The organism is Ignavibacteriota bacterium (assembly GCA_016708125.1).
Lineage (GTDB): Bacteria > Bacteroidota > Ignavibacteria > Ignavibacteriales > Melioribacteraceae.
The window spans coordinates 2,063,546-2,079,984 of the sequence record JADJGF010000001.1 but is presented as its reverse complement, the minus strand read 5'-3'; the positions used below and the strand labels follow the sequence as shown (position 1 = coordinate 2,079,984).

General features: G+C 28.6%; 18 protein-coding genes. 2 read left to right on the top strand and 16 right to left on the bottom strand.

The genetic code is table 11. The features are described from left to right. Positions 1-189: 189 nt before the first annotated feature. Positions 190-549, top strand: a complete 360-nt coding sequence (locus IPH62_09210; protein ID MBK7105449.1) for a CZB domain-containing protein — start codon at positions 190-192, stop codon at positions 547-549. A 184-nt stretch (positions 550-733) separates the two neighbouring features. Here the strand turns inward: IPH62_09210 and IPH62_09205 are convergent, their stop codons facing one another. The 16 genes from IPH62_09205 to IPH62_09130 all read right to left on the bottom strand — a co-directional run bounded on the left by IPH62_09205 (position 734) and on the right by IPH62_09130 (position 15,236). Next, positions 734-1,348 (bottom strand): hypothetical protein, encoded by a 615-nt coding sequence (locus tag IPH62_09205; protein MBK7105448.1) that lies wholly within the window; start codon positions 1,346-1,348, stop codon positions 734-736. 293 nt (positions 1,349-1,641) lie between these two features. Further along, positions 1,642-2,433, bottom strand: coding sequence for an ABC transporter permease (locus IPH62_09200; GenBank protein MBK7105447.1), 792 nt, complete (start codon positions 2,431-2,433; stop codon positions 1,642-1,644). Further along, complete coding sequence (locus tag IPH62_09195) at positions 2,430-3,137, bottom strand: ABC transporter ATP-binding protein (GenBank protein MBK7105446.1); 708 nt, start codon at positions 3,135-3,137, stop codon at positions 2,430-2,432. Before IPH62_09195 ends, IPH62_09200 begins: the two co-directional genes overlap by 4 nt. After that, positions 3,134-4,390 (bottom strand): nitrous oxide reductase family maturation protein NosD, encoded by a 1,257-nt coding sequence (gene nosD, locus IPH62_09190; GenBank protein ID MBK7105445.1) that lies wholly within the window; start codon positions 4,388-4,390, stop codon positions 3,134-3,136. The genes IPH62_09195 and nosD overlap by 4 nt, the downstream gene beginning before the upstream one ends. After that, a complete protein-coding gene (locus IPH62_09185; protein ID MBK7105444.1) occupies positions 4,359-4,499 on the bottom strand; it encodes a hypothetical protein in 141 nt (46 codons plus the stop codon). Before IPH62_09185 ends, nosD begins: the two co-directional genes overlap by 32 nt. Before the next feature lie 106 nt (positions 4,500-4,605). Further along, positions 4,606-4,812, bottom strand: a complete 207-nt coding sequence (locus IPH62_09180) for a hypothetical protein (GenBank protein MBK7105443.1) — start codon at positions 4,810-4,812, stop codon at positions 4,606-4,608. A 15-nt stretch (positions 4,813-4,827) separates the two neighbouring features. After that, positions 4,828-5,409, bottom strand: a complete 582-nt coding sequence (locus IPH62_09175) for a hypothetical protein (GenBank protein MBK7105442.1) — start codon at positions 5,407-5,409, stop codon at positions 4,828-4,830. Between the two features lie 111 nt (positions 5,410-5,520). Continuing rightward, a complete protein-coding gene (gene nosZ / locus IPH62_09170) occupies positions 5,521-7,461 on the bottom strand; it encodes a Sec-dependent nitrous-oxide reductase (protein MBK7105441.1) in 1,941 nt (646 codons plus the stop codon). 13 nt (positions 7,462-7,474) lie between these two features. Further along, a complete protein-coding gene (locus IPH62_09165) occupies positions 7,475-7,954 on the bottom strand; it encodes a cytochrome c (protein MBK7105440.1) in 480 nt (159 codons plus the stop codon). A 39-nt stretch (positions 7,955-7,993) separates the two neighbouring features. Beyond that, complete coding sequence (locus IPH62_09160) at positions 7,994-8,395, bottom strand: Rrf2 family transcriptional regulator (GenBank protein ID MBK7105439.1); 402 nt, start codon at positions 8,393-8,395, stop codon at positions 7,994-7,996. A 189-nt stretch (positions 8,396-8,584) separates the two neighbouring features. Next, positions 8,585-9,040 (bottom strand): hypothetical protein, encoded by a 456-nt coding sequence (locus IPH62_09155; GenBank protein ID MBK7105438.1) that lies wholly within the window; start codon positions 9,038-9,040, stop codon positions 8,585-8,587. Between the two features lie 430 nt (positions 9,041-9,470). Continuing rightward, positions 9,471-9,701 carry a hypothetical protein gene (locus tag IPH62_09150; protein ID MBK7105437.1) on the bottom strand — a complete coding sequence of 77 codons (231 nt, stop codon included), beginning with the start codon at positions 9,699-9,701 and terminating at the stop codon, positions 9,471-9,473. Between the two features lie 247 nt (positions 9,702-9,948). After that, entirely contained in the window at positions 9,949-10,659 is a 711-nt protein-coding gene (locus tag IPH62_09145) for an NAD(P)H-binding protein (GenBank protein ID MBK7105436.1), read from the bottom strand. A 145-nt stretch (positions 10,660-10,804) separates the two neighbouring features. Continuing rightward, positions 10,805-12,157: a Gfo/Idh/MocA family oxidoreductase gene (locus IPH62_09140; GenBank protein MBK7105435.1), complete on the bottom strand. Its 1,353-nt coding sequence runs from the start codon at positions 12,155-12,157 to the stop codon at positions 10,805-10,807. 732 nt (positions 12,158-12,889) lie between these two features. Beyond that, positions 12,890-14,284: a T9SS type A sorting domain-containing protein gene (locus IPH62_09135; protein MBK7105434.1), complete on the bottom strand. Its 1,395-nt coding sequence runs from the start codon at positions 14,282-14,284 to the stop codon at positions 12,890-12,892. Between the two features lie 502 nt (positions 14,285-14,786). After that, positions 14,787-15,236 carry a hydrogenase gene (locus IPH62_09130; GenBank protein MBK7105433.1) on the bottom strand — a complete coding sequence of 150 codons (450 nt, stop codon included), beginning with the start codon at positions 15,234-15,236 and terminating at the stop codon, positions 14,787-14,789. A 746-nt stretch (positions 15,237-15,982) separates the two neighbouring features. Between IPH62_09130 and IPH62_09125 the strand changes: the two genes are divergently transcribed. Continuing rightward, entirely contained in the window at positions 15,983-16,375 is a 393-nt protein-coding gene (locus IPH62_09125) for a hypothetical protein (GenBank protein ID MBK7105432.1), read from the top strand. The last annotated feature ends 64 nt before the right edge of the window (positions 16,376-16,439 follow it).

Genomic DNA, 16,439 nt, shown 5'->3' with positions numbered 1-16,439 from the left:
AAACTTAATAATTAAAATATAATGAATCTACATTTTATTCACTTACGGATAATGCCCTATTTTTCTTTGTGCAATTAATATAATTAAATCCTACTTTTTTACATTCTCAAATACTTTGCAATTTCATGTTAACATCTTAATTTTTAGACATATTGCCCGATAATAAATTAAAATGAATTTGGAGGAAATATGGTAACAAAGGAAGCATTAAATTCAGCAATAAATAATCATTCCATTTGGAAACGCCGACTAATTAGTGCAATAGAAACCGGCAAATCAGAATTCCAAACAGCAATAGTTCAAAAAGATAATGTTTGTGAATTTGGTAAATGGTTGGAAAGTTTGCCAAGTATTGAAAAAGGAACAGAAGATTTCCAAAAAGTAAAAGATTTACATTCAAAATTTCATAAATCTGCAGCTTCCACACTTGGATTAGCATTAACCGGTAAAAGAGACGCTGCAATGGAAGAATTAAACTTCAGCGGTACATTTGGTGAAATTTCAAGCAAGTTATCTGTAGCGCTGGGAAATTGGAAAAAGAAGTTATGAAATAGCACAACACCGTTTCTAATTGTAAAATTGAATTTCTTATTTTGTTCAAAATAAATTTATTGGTTACAAAATTTTAAGATATTCTACTTCGAAATGTACTTCGATGAAATTTTCTTTAAAATGAAAAACCCGAAAAAATACGGGCTCTAAGAATTGTACATTTTTTGCATAATTAAAATTTTTACAATTGCTTAATTGGAATTAAATCTTCTTTCTTGATAAAATATTCTATACTTAAAACTAAAATCATTGAAAATAACAAAGATACTTTCTGCATTATTGCCAATAATCCCCAATCCCCTGTACCATATAAAAATAAAGTAAAATAAAAAGTTAATAAGCAAACTATATTGAAGATTTTAAATAAATGAAGTTTAGACTTAAGAATAAATACAGTAATATAAAATATGCCCAGCAATGATAATGTGCTCGAAATTGTCACCATAATATCATGCAATGGCGTTGCAATTAGGAAATTAAATATTATGTTAGCTGTTCCCACATATTTTAAGACATTTTTACTGTGTTTATGAGGTATCTTTTTTGATGTATTGATAAAGAATATTCCATAACCAATTGAGTGAACTGCCATCCCTATGATTGCCCAAATTCTTGATGTGTTATCAAAACCATTTAACGCTTTTTCTAAGAATAAATTGCTTATAAAGTTTTTTGACCAATCAAAGCCTATTGAATTCTTATCTAATATTGAACCTCCTGGATAAACAGAAGTTGCGATCATAAATAAAATCACCGATATTGTAATGGATATTAAAACCGAATATTTCTTAATCATTTTGCCATCATATTTAAAAATGGAATTATATTTCAATGCATATTGTTACGAACAATTATTGATTTAGTTTCGATATTTTAGCAAAAAAAATTATTAAGCGTGGTTGGTGCGAAGTCTTTTCCAATGACTCTAACTTTGTATTTCATGTAATAATAGGAAATTTAATCAAGACAAGAATTCATAATTCTGAAAGTATCATGAATACTTAAAACAATGTAAAAAAGAAAATGAAAGTTGTGTTTGTAAAACAAAATTGTATATTTTTTATATAATTTTTTATAGAACAAAATCGTTTAGAAATCCTTTGATTTAAATATTTTTAATCCAAAAATAAAGCTAATCAAAAACCAAATTATCTGAACAGATAAAGAAATTATTAGACCAACATTATTTCCAAAAAAATCTTCAAAAACTGCTCCGGTATAACCCATTAACGCAGATACATCAAATTTTAGAATTATAAATATTCTGCCAAGATCAGCTGGATTTATCATTGTTAATCCAAGCGCAATTCTTTCAAGCGGATAATCTTGAAATGTTTGAAGTATAAATAAAATTAATCCATCATAAATTATTGTAAAAAACAGCCATACAAATATTGATATCCCCAATCCTTTAAGTTTATCATCATTTGAAGTTGCGATTAAAAATGCAATTGCTGTAAAAATTAGAATTTGAAAAAGTCCGGTTATTAAAAGTAAAATTACAATGCTTAAATATTCTTCAAACAGTGGGAAAAAAGTCAATACGCCAATTCCAATTCCAAAAGTCAAACAAAATAATAACGGAATTACCAAACCAAAGTATAAACCAAAATAAAGCGAAAGACGTTTAATTGGCTGCGTTAACATAAATTTGATATAATTCAAATTGTTGTAAATATAAATTGATCCGAACACTAAACTTATAAGCGGAATAACAATTAAAATCATGTTTAGAATACTTAAAATTACCTTTGGCGCATCTCCGGTAAAATTTATTAACCAATATGTAAAAGTCAGAAAAAAAATAAAAAATCCAATAATCCATCTGCTTTGAATATTGTCCTTAATTTGATATTTGATAATTTTTAAAGTTTTATTCATTTTGAATTTTTTATCATTATTGATGCAATTGATTTTTCAAGATTTTTTTCATTAGTAGAATTTATCAATTCTTCTTTAGCTCCATTGAACCATAAATTTCCATCTAACAAAAAAGCTATGTTTTGAGCAAGGTCTTCCAACTCACTTATAATGTGGGACGTAAAAAATATTGTTTTACCTTTTTGATTTTCTTTTAGAATTTTTTTCTTTAAAATATTGCTTGAAACCGGATCCAAGCCGGATGTTGGTTCATCAAGAATTAATATTTGCGGATCAAATAAAAATGCAATTGCGGCATTAACTTTTTGAATTGTTCCGCCGGAAAGATTCTTTAACTTTTTATTCATCTCCTTTTCAAGTGAGAATTCCAAAATCAATTCTTCATCAATTGTTTTGGAATTTCTAATATCTTTAACCATAGAAAAAATATCTTTTACTAAAAGATTTTCCGGAAAACTTGCACTCTGCGGCATATAACCAATTAGATTTCTATGATCACTTTCGCCGTTAATAATTTTACCATCAATAGAAATTGTTCCGTTATACTTTTTTATTAAACCAAGAATTGCTTTTATTAGTGTTGATTTCCCAGAACCGTTTGGTCCAACAAGATAAGTGATTTTGCCTTTTTCTATTGATAATTCAATGTTTTTTAGAACACACAATTTACCGTAAAATTTTTCTAAACTTTCAATTCTAATCATAAAATTCTTTTCATAGATGGAGATTCATCGATAAGTGTTTCCGGTGTTAGTACCGGAAATATTTTTTCTGCAACATCCAAAATTTCGGTAAATAAACTTCGCAAAAGAATCATTGTCGGTCTATTTTTCTCAACAATTAAAGAAAATAATTTTACCGGTCGGTATGGAATATCACCAATTCCGTTTTTATCAATATCGTATCCTTTGTAATCCGACCAGAAATTATTTTCAAAATAGTTAAAGTTTTTTGTACTGTTTGTCGTTACATCAAAAGAATTTCCAATAAAATTATTTCGTTCAAAGTGGTTATCCATAGAATTTGCCATTAAGCGGATTGCCCAACCATTTTCGGTAAAATTATTATTATTGATATTTATTCTATTCGAGCCTTCAACATAAATGCCGCTGGAATTTTTGTAAAAGAAATTGTTTTCAATTTCGCTATCTGATATGTCTTTTAATAATATTCCATAAGAAGCTGGTCCCCAATTTCTTTCAAATTTATTTTTAAACATTTTAACTTTTTTTGTGTACATAACAGCAACACCGGCGCCGTTTTCCAAAAATTCATTATACGAGTAACTGCAATTATCTGAAAACATAAAATGCAATCCATATCGTAAATTATTAACACTTATGTTGTTTTGAATTTGACTTTCCCTAACAAACTCAAAATAAATTCCATCACGATGACCATTGATATAATTTTTATCTACTGTAATATTTTTACAATACCATAAATGAATTCCATTTCCAGAATATGATTCCTTTTTTGTATATGCCTTAATAACATTATCTCTCACAATACTATCCGAAGTTTTAGCTAAATAGATTGCAAAAAAATTATTATCAAAAGTATTGTTATAAATTTCACATCCTTTAACCGAATCTAATTTAACGGCTGAATTATCATCGATAAAGCTAATTCCGGTATTTATAAAAGTAATGCCGGATATTTTAACTGAATCAGATTTTACCGTTAAAATTTGATATTTATTTTCACCGTCAATTACGGAGTTTTCAAAACTTATTAATTCAATTTTCTTATCAATAACAATATCATGTTCAAAATATTTTCCACTATGTAAAATTATTCTATCATTAGTATTTGCAATACTTAAAGCTGATTTAATAGTTTTAATCGGATGATCTTTTCCAACATGAATTTCTTTCGCATAAAAATATTGTGGAATTAAGAAAATTATCCAAACTAAATTAATACTAATGATGCATTGTTTTGTGCTGCCATTCATGATTAACATACTCAATTAGTTCATCCCAATTTATTTTTTTACCTTGATACTGATTCTTAATTTTATTTAAATCTGTTTGAGAAGAAAAAGCAGTAAGATTCAATCCCATTGGACTTCTTAAATTTGCACTTAACAAAAAGTAAGCTTTATTTTTTCAACTAATTCATTCTTATTTAAAAAGTCTGTAACCCACAATGTTGAATTTTCATCATCATTCATATTTTTGCATAAAATGCTAAACATTCAACTGAATCAAATTTATAAATTTTCCCTTTTGATGTAACTAATTCGGTTCCGTATTTTGGATCCATAATTTGCATTCTGCATTTATCACAGCTATCATGACCATATTTAATTGGTTCCGGTCCGTTTGAACAATTAGTACTGACCAAAAGAATTATTCCAAATAAAATATTTTTCATAAAGTTTTTTCCTTTTTATTTTTTTTTATTAAACAAAACATAACTCCCAAGCAGAAACGATATTCCAATAAAATAACTTCCAATATCCGGTAATGAAATTGATTTCATATTTAGCAATTGCTTTGAACCCAATAACGGCGGCTGATATGACATTCCCGGTACTTTAATTGGTGCATTTGGATTTAAATTATGACCGTAATCATATCCCCAAATGTAAAAATCATATAAACCGGCAATCATAAGAATTATAATAAGAGACAGCCAAATTGTTAGAAATCGTTTATTTTTTAGAATCGATACTAATATTCCAAAAGCTATAAGAAATAAAACGATATATGGCATTATTTTTAATTCCGGTATTGATGATGGAACAATTTCTTTCATACCGATGTAATGATTAAGTTTATTGATATTATTCAAATCAAATTCATTAAATCCGGTAATTTGATTCACCCAAATTCTTAAACCAATCCCTTCCGGATATTGTGGAGCTTGCAAATCAATTTTCCAAATTGGAAATAAAAAAACACCGATTAAAATAAGCGCCGCTATTATTGTTTGAAGTCTCTCCTTTTTATTCATCATATTTTCCCTCATAGTTCTCTGAATATTATATCATAATAACGGTTGTCTCAAAATTGTTTTGAACGGAGCCTTATTCCAACCATAATTAACTATTACATTCTGAGACAACCTATTTCAAAATCCCTAATTATATTTTAATTCATTACTGCTATTTTTTGCGGAGACACGAACATACCCTTGCATCTCTTGATGTAATGCTGAACAAAAGTCTGTGCAATAAAATGGATAAACACCTTCTGATTTCGGTTCCCAAATTGCAGTTCTTGTTTGTCCGGGCATTATTAAAAGTTCAGCAGTATTCATTCCTTTCACTGCAAAACCATGCGGGATATCCCAATCTTGTTCTAAATTGGTTATGTGAAAATAAACTTTGTCTCCAATTTTAATTCCTTCAATATTATCAGGCTTAAAGTGAGTTCTTGTTGTTGACATATAAATATGAACATCATTTCCATTTTTTTCAACTTTTGCATCTTTCTCTGATCTTAATCCATATTTATGATTGTTTTTTCCCAATTCATAAATTTTCTTTTGTCCCTTCATAAGAATTTCAGCTGGAATTCCTTGTGCATAATGAGGTTCGCCGATTGTTGGGAAATCTAAAAGCAATTTCATTTTATCTCCTGAGATATCAATCAATTGCGCTGATTGACAAAGTTCAGGTCCGGTTGGTAAATATCTATCTTTTGTAATTTTATTTAATGCAACAACATATTTACCGAAAGGTGTTTTGCTGTCTCCTCCCGGAATCATTAAGTGACCGATTGAATAATATGTTGGAATTCTATCAACAACCTCCCAAGTGCCCAATTTCCATTTTACTATTTCGGATGAAATAAATGCAGAAGTGTAAGCATATCCATTTCCATCAAACTCTGTATGTAAAGGTCCCAAACCAGGATCTTCAACTTCACCAGCAATTACAGATTCATATTTCAAAACCGGAATTCCAAATATTTCCGAAATGAATTCTTTGTTTTCTATGGCTTTAATCATTTTGGAAAATGAATGAACCGGGATAACTGTTGCAAGTTTTCCACCGGCAACAATATATTCACCAGAAGGATCAACGTCTACACCATGCGGAGATTTTGGAGTTGGTAAATAATATATTAAACCCGGACAATCTTTTGGATCTAATACGAGTATTTCTTTTTCAACATTTGAAGTAGCGGTATGAGTTTCATCATTATAAATATTGTGGTAATATTCCGAATTATATTTTTTACCCTTTCCTTCTTTAATATATTCTTCCGCTTTTTTCCAATTTATTGCTGCTATAAAATCTTTATCATTTTGGGATGCATTGATCTCCAATAAAGTATTTGCTTGTTCACTATTATATGAAGTAAAAAATGCCCAACCATGAGAAGGACCTTTTCCCGCATGTGCCAAATCATAGTTGAAACCCGGTACTAAAATTTGAAATTCGATATTCATTCTTCCGTTTTCCGGATTAACTTTTATGAATGAAATTGTTCCTTTAAAATTTTCTTTATACGAAGAAATTGGAACATCCTTTTGGGGAATCGGAACGCTAAATCTTGTTGAAGCAACAACGTATTCCGTATTCATTGTAATGAATGGAGAACCGTGATTGCCTGCAGAATTTGGAATTTCTATTATTTCCTCAGTTTCAAAAGTGCTTAAATTTACTCTTGCAACCCTTGGAGTATTATTAGCATTAATAAATATCCATCTTCCGTCCGGTGTTCCATCGGTTTGTGATAATTCTGGATGATGGGCATCATCCCAAGGTATTTCTCCATATGAAGTTTGCAACATCGGTTTTGTTTCCGGAGTGTAGCCATATCCATTCTCCGGATGTTGAGCAAATATGGGAATGATTTTAAACAATCTACCCGATGGTAATCCATAAACAGTTATTTGTCCGCTAAATCCACCCGACATGAAAGCATAAAATTCATCATACTCTCCGGGTGCAACATAAACTTTTTCGGCAGCATCACTTGTTCCCGGTTTTCCATTATTTCCAGAACAGCTATAAATTAGCGCTATGAAAAAAATAGAAATTATAAATCTTGCTTTTTGTTTCGTTGACATATAATTCTCCCTTTTAATGTGATGATTCCATTCTTAAATATTCGAGAAGTGCTCTTGCATTATCTTGTGTAACATTTTGAAATGTCATCTGATTTGCGTGAATTCCTAATAACTTTTTAGCTTCCGGATGTCTTTTAGTCATTTCTTCCGGATTTAAAATCATATTCATAATATATTCCGGAGTTCTTCTTTCAGTTACTCCACGAAGTGCCGGACCAGTATATCTTTCATCCATTTTATGACACTGCATACATTTTTCTTCAAATAATTTTTTTCCATCATCCGCCAATGATTTGCTTATTTCACCTAAAGTAATTTTTTCTTTTATTGGTCCAACACCATTTTCTAATTCATAAAGAGTTAGTCCAAATTTTTGCGCAAGTTTTTCTTTTGCTGAATTGTTACTTCCAGTTGAACTATTGGAATCTTTATTTTCTCCGCAATTAATTAAAATTGTTGAAATGAGTATTATTACAAATATTTTATTTTTCATTTATTGTTCCTATTAATTATTAGTATATATTGTCTTATTTTATTGTAAAAAAAGTGTCGTTTTAATATTTTCTAAATTTGAAGAAATCAATACAGTTTTTAGGTTTACCCATTGGTTATGAAAAGAACATTTACATTCATTACAATCATCAGATAAACCAATTAGGCATTTAGAGTAAAATTTTTCGTTATCAAAAAGATTTATAAGTTCTTTTAATTCAATTTCATTTTTCGTTTTAAGTAATTTAAACCCGCCGCCTTTCCCTCTTTTTGAAAAAACAATTCCTTTGTGAGTTAATTTTTGTAATATTTTCGAAAGATATTCTTTGGGAATATTTACTACATTGGCTATTTCTGTAGCACTAAAATATTTGTAATCTCCAGCCTCACACATGAATAACAATATTCTAACACTGTATTCTGTACTTTTATTAAAAATCATATTAGCTATTTATTATTCGGATTTTTTATTCTGATTTAAAGTAAGAAATTAATATTTATTTGTCAATCATAAAATTTTTTCTTTTTCAAGATATTAATTGTTTTTTGATTATCTGCAAAATGTTGATAAGATTTATGCGGGTTTATTTCTCAAATGTTCATTGTATAAAATTTAAGAAAAATAGTTTACTTAGAATTTTTCACCTTTTGCTTCACGATATTGGCTCCCAACTGGTCTGATTCTTCCCCACATTGAATAGAAGAAAAGCAAAATTGCAATAATTTGGAAAAACGAAAATATTGTAACCATAATATTTATCCAATCAACGTAAAAAAAGTTAGCAATAATTTGGAAAATAAATCTTAATGCCGTAGAAATTGTAATTAATAAATATGTCCACAAAATTAAATTCGGATTATACTTTTTATCTTCCTTTTCAGCCCGTGGGAAAAACCATAAAGCCACACCCATAATCATCATCATTACTGAGCCAACAAGAATAATATGTACATGTGCAGATATAAATGAAGTTCCAATTGGAATATGAAAGAAATCTTTTGAAATAGAAATATACAATCCGGATAAAATTCCAATTATTAAAAAAACAATGCTAGTTTTTATAAAATATCTTACTGTTGAAAACATTTTATATTATCTCCGAAATTTTAACGCTTAATTATTACCTATAAAATTGATAAAAATCTATGAAAGAATATTTTTGTATCTAATTTTATTAATATCCTTAAATTAAATTTTAAGATTTATTATCTAGTAACCATTTAATCAATTTTGTCTTTCTTATTTCGAATAAAGAATTTTGATTGAATATATTATTAAGTTTTTAATACTCAGCTAAGCTTAACAAACCATTGCTGAAAAGCTGTATAGAGGTATGAGTTTTTAGATCGGCTGTAAATCGTAACTAAATTTAGAAGCGAATAAATTCCATCACTTAGATAGCGTTAATCCGCAAGATTGGAAATTGTTTTCCAATAAAAATATTCGAAGAAATTTCTTTTGAAATAAAATATTATATCTATGGGAAATGTATGCCCAATAATATTGCCAAAACCTATTAAATTGATACTTTAGCTTCTAACAATATTTTTTTTGCTTTATCAATCATATTTGGATAAAGATTATTGGGTACATATTCTTTTCCCAAAGCTACTTTTACTTTATGTCTTGCACACTCCATAAAATTTCCTAAACAATAATCTCTCTTAAATATTTTTCCAATACCGCTTTCGATTGACATTTTATCATTAAAAAAAGGACACCCATTTATACAATCACATTGTTGCATTTCTCCACCTATTTTTTTTTGACTATTAACCTATAATCGTTAATTTATAAATTATTTTAATATTTAATATACAAACTAAATTACTTAGTAAATATTCTAATTGATACAAGTATTCTTTTTTATTGAAGCTATTAAATTCTGAAAAGTTAAAACAAACTTTTTTAATTAAAAAAACTTGATTTACATGGGAAATATCAAGAGTGAAATCCGGTTAAGCTAATTTCACAGTGAGAATATATCAAGATTTCTATTCTTGATTATATATTACCGGAGTGTTATGATTCCACAAAGACCATAATTGTTTATCCATAATTAAATCTGCTATAAATTGACTTACATTTATTCTGCTGGTTTTACCAGGGTTAAAAATTGGACTTCTCTTTTTAAGTTCAAAAACTTCATAAGCACTTTTACTTGTTTCATCAATAAGTGAATCCGGTCTAACAGCAATCCAATCAATATTATTCTCTGCTCCTAATTTATATAATAAATAATCACATGCATCCATATTATCTCTGTGCGGTGGTAAAAAAAGTTTCAGAAATGAAAAAATTATTTTTTCACCTAGTATGTTTTTTTCACCGATTTTTTTATTCGTATATGCTGTTGTACTCATTAGAATAAATTTAGTATTACTATATGGAAGAATTGCTTTAGTTATTTTCTTAACAGTTTGAGAAACTAAATTATATGGAGGACCAAATATTCCCTTAAAGTTAATATTATGACCAAGACAACATACTACTGCATCACAATCTTTTACAAGTTCCTTTATTTGTTCCAATGTAAATTTGCTTACTTGTCCTCTTATTATCTCAACTTTATTGTTATCAAGTAAATTATGCGAAATTGTTGCAGTTTCTCGTATCACAACTTTAGTATTAATATCTCTTTCAACAAGTTCTTTTGTAACCAATTTTCCAGTCGCTCCACTGGCTCCAAAAATCAATACTTTCATTTTTTACCACACAAGATTTTTAATTTTAAATTGGCTTACAAGACGAAGAAAAACAAAGTTAAGTCGTAATTATCATTATATCTATTTAAAGATTTCGTCACTAAATAATTATTTTGAATTTAAATTTGTATTCAGAAATATTTTTTTACAAACTCCATCCTTCTCTATATTTAGGATTTATTAAGTCATTTGCATATTCATTATTTTCAAATTTCATTTCTTTACCATTCCATTTCAGATTTTTATCCTTTACTTGTATTGCAATCATTCCAAGTAAAACCATCTCCGTTAATGCTCCTCCATATTCAAAATTTGAACTTGCCGGAACTCCATTTTTTCCTTCTTTGCATGCTCGTATCCAATCATCTTCATGTGATCCTTTAATTCTTGGGATTGTTTTAGGCGGAAGTTTATATTCCTTCATTTTATTTTCCGGAATTATTCTAACATTTTCTGCCCCATGACTACCATGCATTATTACACCCTTATCACCAATTATTAATGCGCCACTTGATGGTAAATTTCTTCCCAATTCTAATTCTTCCGGAATTGGGGGCATTAATCTACCATCGTACCAAGTAAGTTTTATTTCATTACGTTTTTCATTTTTAGGAAATGAGTAACGAACGATTGATGCCCTTGGAAATGTTTGAGATTCAATTTCTGGCTCCCAATGAGTTGATGTAGCTTCAATTGAAGTTGGAGAACCTAAATCTAAAGCCCAAAATGCCGGGTCTATAATGTGACAGCCCATGTCTCCCAATGATCCGGTTCCAAAATCAATCCATGATCTCCATTTTGTCGGATGGTAATCCGGATGATATTCTCTATATTTGGCTGGTCCAAGCCATAAATCCCAATCTAATCCTTCCGGGATTGCAACTTTTTCAGTTGGTATTGATTTTATTAAAAATGTTGACCAAGGATCTCCGCCAACGGGTCTATCTGTCCATGCATGAACTTCCGAAATATTTCCAATAGCACTATCTTCAATCCATTCCTTTAAAATTCTAATATGATCAGATGAGTGTCCTTGATTTCCCATTTGGGTTTGAACACCGTAGTACTTTGCAGCTTCCATTATTTTTCTTGCTTCGTAAATATTGTGTGTTAATGGTTTCTGGCAAAAAACATGTTTCCCTTCTTGCATCGCAGCCAATGTAATTACTGCATGAGTATGATCAGGAGTTGCAATAAGAACTGCATCAATATTCTTTTCCTTTTCAAGCATTACCCTATAATCTTTATAAATATTTGCATTTGGATATCTTTTAAAAGTATTGGCTGCATAATTAAAATCAACGTCACACAATGCTACAATATTTTCATTCTCAAGCATTCTTAAATTTGCCCCGCCCATTCCACCTACACCAACTGCTGCAATATTTAGTTTGTTACTTGGTACTGTTTTACCTCTTACTGAAAATGGAATATAATTGAATGCAAAAGTACTTAATGCAATATTTTTGATAAATGTTCTTCTCGTAGTACCGTTCATTTTTTTCTCTTAATTAGTAGAAATATCTTAGTTAATTTTAATATACTAAAATTTCATGTTTTTTAATATGTTTTGAAAAATAAAGATTGGTTCATAGCTTCTTTGAGCTTTTAAATATCTCTTAAAAATAATAAATATAATGATTACAAATTCATCTCGAATCAGAATTGATTTTTTTTATTTGAGCAAATTAGTAAGAAAAAGATTTAACTTATTGAAATTTAAATTCCTTTTTGGGGTTGCTGAAACTTAAAAGTATTTTTTTTTGATTTGTGGTATTTTTTTTGAAAAAACCTTTCAATAGATTTTTAAATATTCAGAAATCTATTCTTTACAAGGAGCTCTTTAAATATTTAGACTAAATTATTTAAAATAAAAGTTACATTCGAGAGAGAATAGTCCTTGATTACATTTGCATGGTTTTCCTATAAAATATCACTAAATAATTTTGAAAATAGTTGGTATACTCCCTTTGTATTCTTTACATGTTATTTGAAATCTTGAAAAAAAATATGGGTGTGGCCCGTAATGGATTTTTAAAAAAGTCTCAAATGAAGAATAACGGGTTACTTAGAAATACGCTTGTCGATAGGGCTTATGGTCAATGACGAATATACAATTCTCGTTATTTTATCATTTGAATGAAGTATTTTAGGATTTTGAATTAACATATTAGATATTTTAAATTTGATGCGACCTTTTTTAGATCGCACCTTTATATACTCAAATAAATTACTTAGTTAAAATCATCTTTTTACTTTCAAAGAAGTTGTTTACCTGCATTGTGTATATATAAATTCCGCTAGCAAGATTTGATCCATCAAATTTCACTTTATAACTTCCCGGTGTTTTTATTTCGTTTAATAATTCCTTTACCTTTCTGCCCAATACATCATATATATTAATATTTACATTTCCGATTTCCTTTATTGTATAATTTATTATTGAAGTTGGATTAAATGGATTAGGATAATTTTGCGATAGCTTATTATAACTATAACTCGGATAAATTTGTTCCTTTATTCCAACAGTCGATAAATTATAAACAAAAAGACAATTTTCAACTTCGTCATATGTCCAAAAATTATTATCAATATACAATTCTGAAGATGAGGCTGGTAATTCTAGATTTCCTAAATATGCACCATTTACTGGATCAAATTTATTCACTTTATCAATTCCTACCCAAAGGATACCATCTCCATAAGTAATATGTTCGACATTTTCACTTTGCAAATCAATAAACAAATCTGGTTGAATTTCAGAAACTTGATCTGGATTGAATTTGACTATTCCTTCTTCACCTAAATTATTTTTCACTCCTACGAAAAAGTTGGTTCCATCACATGCAATACCATTTGTGTTTTCTATTAGTGAATTAAATTTGATTTGTGAAGAAGAGTTGCTTGTATTTAAATCGATTTTAAAAACACCATTAACATATCCTGTTCCGCTTGGATCACCAAATCCACCTACTGCCCATAGTTCTTCATTTCTAAATGTCATTTCTTCAATCCAGCTAATTCTATTAGGTGCCGATTCAAGATTCAAGTAAATAGTATTTTTTATTTCTCCAGTTTCTGGATTTATTATATAAACTTTGGCACTTGGTGCATCTTGATAATCATGTTTATATAGCAAGATTGAAGTTCCGTCGTATGCAATACAAGGATTTTTGCCTGCTTCTGTTAGTTCTGTTAACTGTAATATTGCTGATGGCTCAATGTACTTTTCCGCAAACGGATTTGGATTTTCTTCTGTTCCATCAATTAATGTTAAATTTATTCCCGTAACATTACTATTACCTAAAATTATTACTGCAGTTAGTGAATCTGATGTTCCCCAAAAACCATAAGGATCGGTTGCTTTAATATATTCAGTACTGCTAGTAATTACAGATACAACATAATATGTTCCGTCATCCAAATTTTCAAGTACATAATTACCTGGTTCACTTAATGAAGTAATTTGTATTGGTTCACCATCTAAATCTGGAGTTAAAAATGCAGCAACAAAAATTGAATCTTTGGCACCACCTAAATAAGATATTTCTCCTGATATTGATCCTGCCCATGTTTTAATAGATACAATAAGAATTATTACTAATAAATTAATTGTTGTTTTCATTCCTTCACCCTTGTTCAAGTATAATTATTTTTATAATAGTTTTAGTTATTGTCAATTGTAGGTTATAATTTATATTCAACTGAGCGGTATTTCGACTATGACAAAAAATGAGCGATACAAAAGTATATCTATTTACAATTATATTATTAATATTCAATTTACACTCTATAAATTTTCACACTACATTATCGTATTAAATTTTTAAAATACAAATATCATCTAACAAGCCCAGTATATTCTAAAACATTTACATGTAATAAAATGAAAATCTAATAATTAGTAAATGTGAGACTTACATTGTTTTTAAGAAAAGTATTGTTAAGTAGTTATTCGGTAATAATAGCTCTTCGTTCTGACGAGACAATTTAAATTTATTTTATTATATACAAATCAAAGTAGCTATTTTCATTTCATCCGAGATATTAGGGATTATTTATTTGAGAAACTTACTCGTTGATTATTTCGGAAACTTGTTAGTTAAATTCTTGAATTAACTTGCAATTTATTTTACAAGCTTTCCTCTCAAACCCCATAATATAATTATACAAACCGATACAATAGAAATTGATAAGGATATCAAACCAAATTTTATTATTATTTCTTGAAATGCTGATCCTTGCATACTTCCTCCAGCAATTGGCATCATTTCCGAACCTGCTCCCCAGAATCCAGCCAGCAGAGTTGTAAACCAATTTGTATATGTTCCAAATATGGTAAGTATAAAAGTCCATTGGAATTGTTTATCCGATAAATTTAATTTTGGCCAAATTAATCCAAAAATTATTATTAAAATTCCATTCATTACACCTTCAAGATGACTAGATAAACCCATCCTTGGATTTTTCAATAACGGAATTAAAAAACCAGTAATTAATCCAAATAAAAATAACAATATTCCATAACGGATTAATCTTATACTATATCTATTATGAGAGTTACTATTCAATTTTATTTTCCTTTATTTATGATTTTAGTTTAATATTACCGAATATTAATAAATGATTCAACTATATAATTGAGGAATACTTGTAACTGTTTATAATTAAGAATTAATAACTTACCATAAAAATTTTATAATCAGCAAATAGAAATTTTAATCGATCATAATGAACAAATGCAATTAAAACGCCGCAACCTCTTTTTCCATATTCCTCTAATCCTTATACAGCTGGCATATTTCCAAGTTACTATTTGAATCACCGGACAGATATTCTATAGCTTCCTGCAATCCAAGTATTACAGGCATTCTGTTATGAAGCTTAATCATAAATTCATTCGGCCTTTTAGAAAATAAAATTATACTCTATTTTCTTTCTTTATCATTTCTGAGTTTCCAGTCCAAATTTGAATATGGGGGTGGTTCGCATCGAAAATAAGAAAGAGTCTCAAATGAAGAATAACGGGTTACTTAGAAATACGCTTGTTGATGGGGCTTATGGTCAATGACTTTTATCTAATTCAGTTATTGAATAAATCAGTTTGTATATCATCTTGATCAAATTAACTATTTACAAAAATTATGTCCTCAATTTTGTTGCTCGTTTATTGAATTAAAAAGTTGATCTGTTTTAAACAAAAAAAAATTGTTAAATTATATAAAGAGCAAAATATTGTTGCAAAAACTTGGAAGGATTGCTTTTATAAAAAACCTATCATTTTAGCATGACTTAAAACATCATCATTTCATAGGGGGGAAGGATGAAATTTAGGGTAAAAAATATCAAAACCGGCAATTTTGTAACCGCGCCGATTTCTATGGAAAGTGCCGTTAGATTATTAGAAAATATTTATTCAAACGATCAGAATTATAAAATTGTTCCTTTTGAAATTGACATGGATAAAATGTCCAATGAACTTAAACCGATGGAAGATATAATTAAAACAGCAATTGAGTGCATAAAAAATAATAAATTCAATTTAGCTGAAATACAGGCGAGTGTCTCTGAAAAGCTAATCAACAGATATAATTCCGGAAATTTTATGATTACCGAAAAAGAGTGTTACATTATTTGGGCAATAATTTTTAAGAACAAAAATAAAATTGAAGATCCAAAACTACTTTCATTAGCACATCAACATTTTATTTTTTGATTGTACTAAAAAGTTAGATATTCCATTATAAAAAAACCAACCTTCCCCCAAGGTTGGCAAAGAA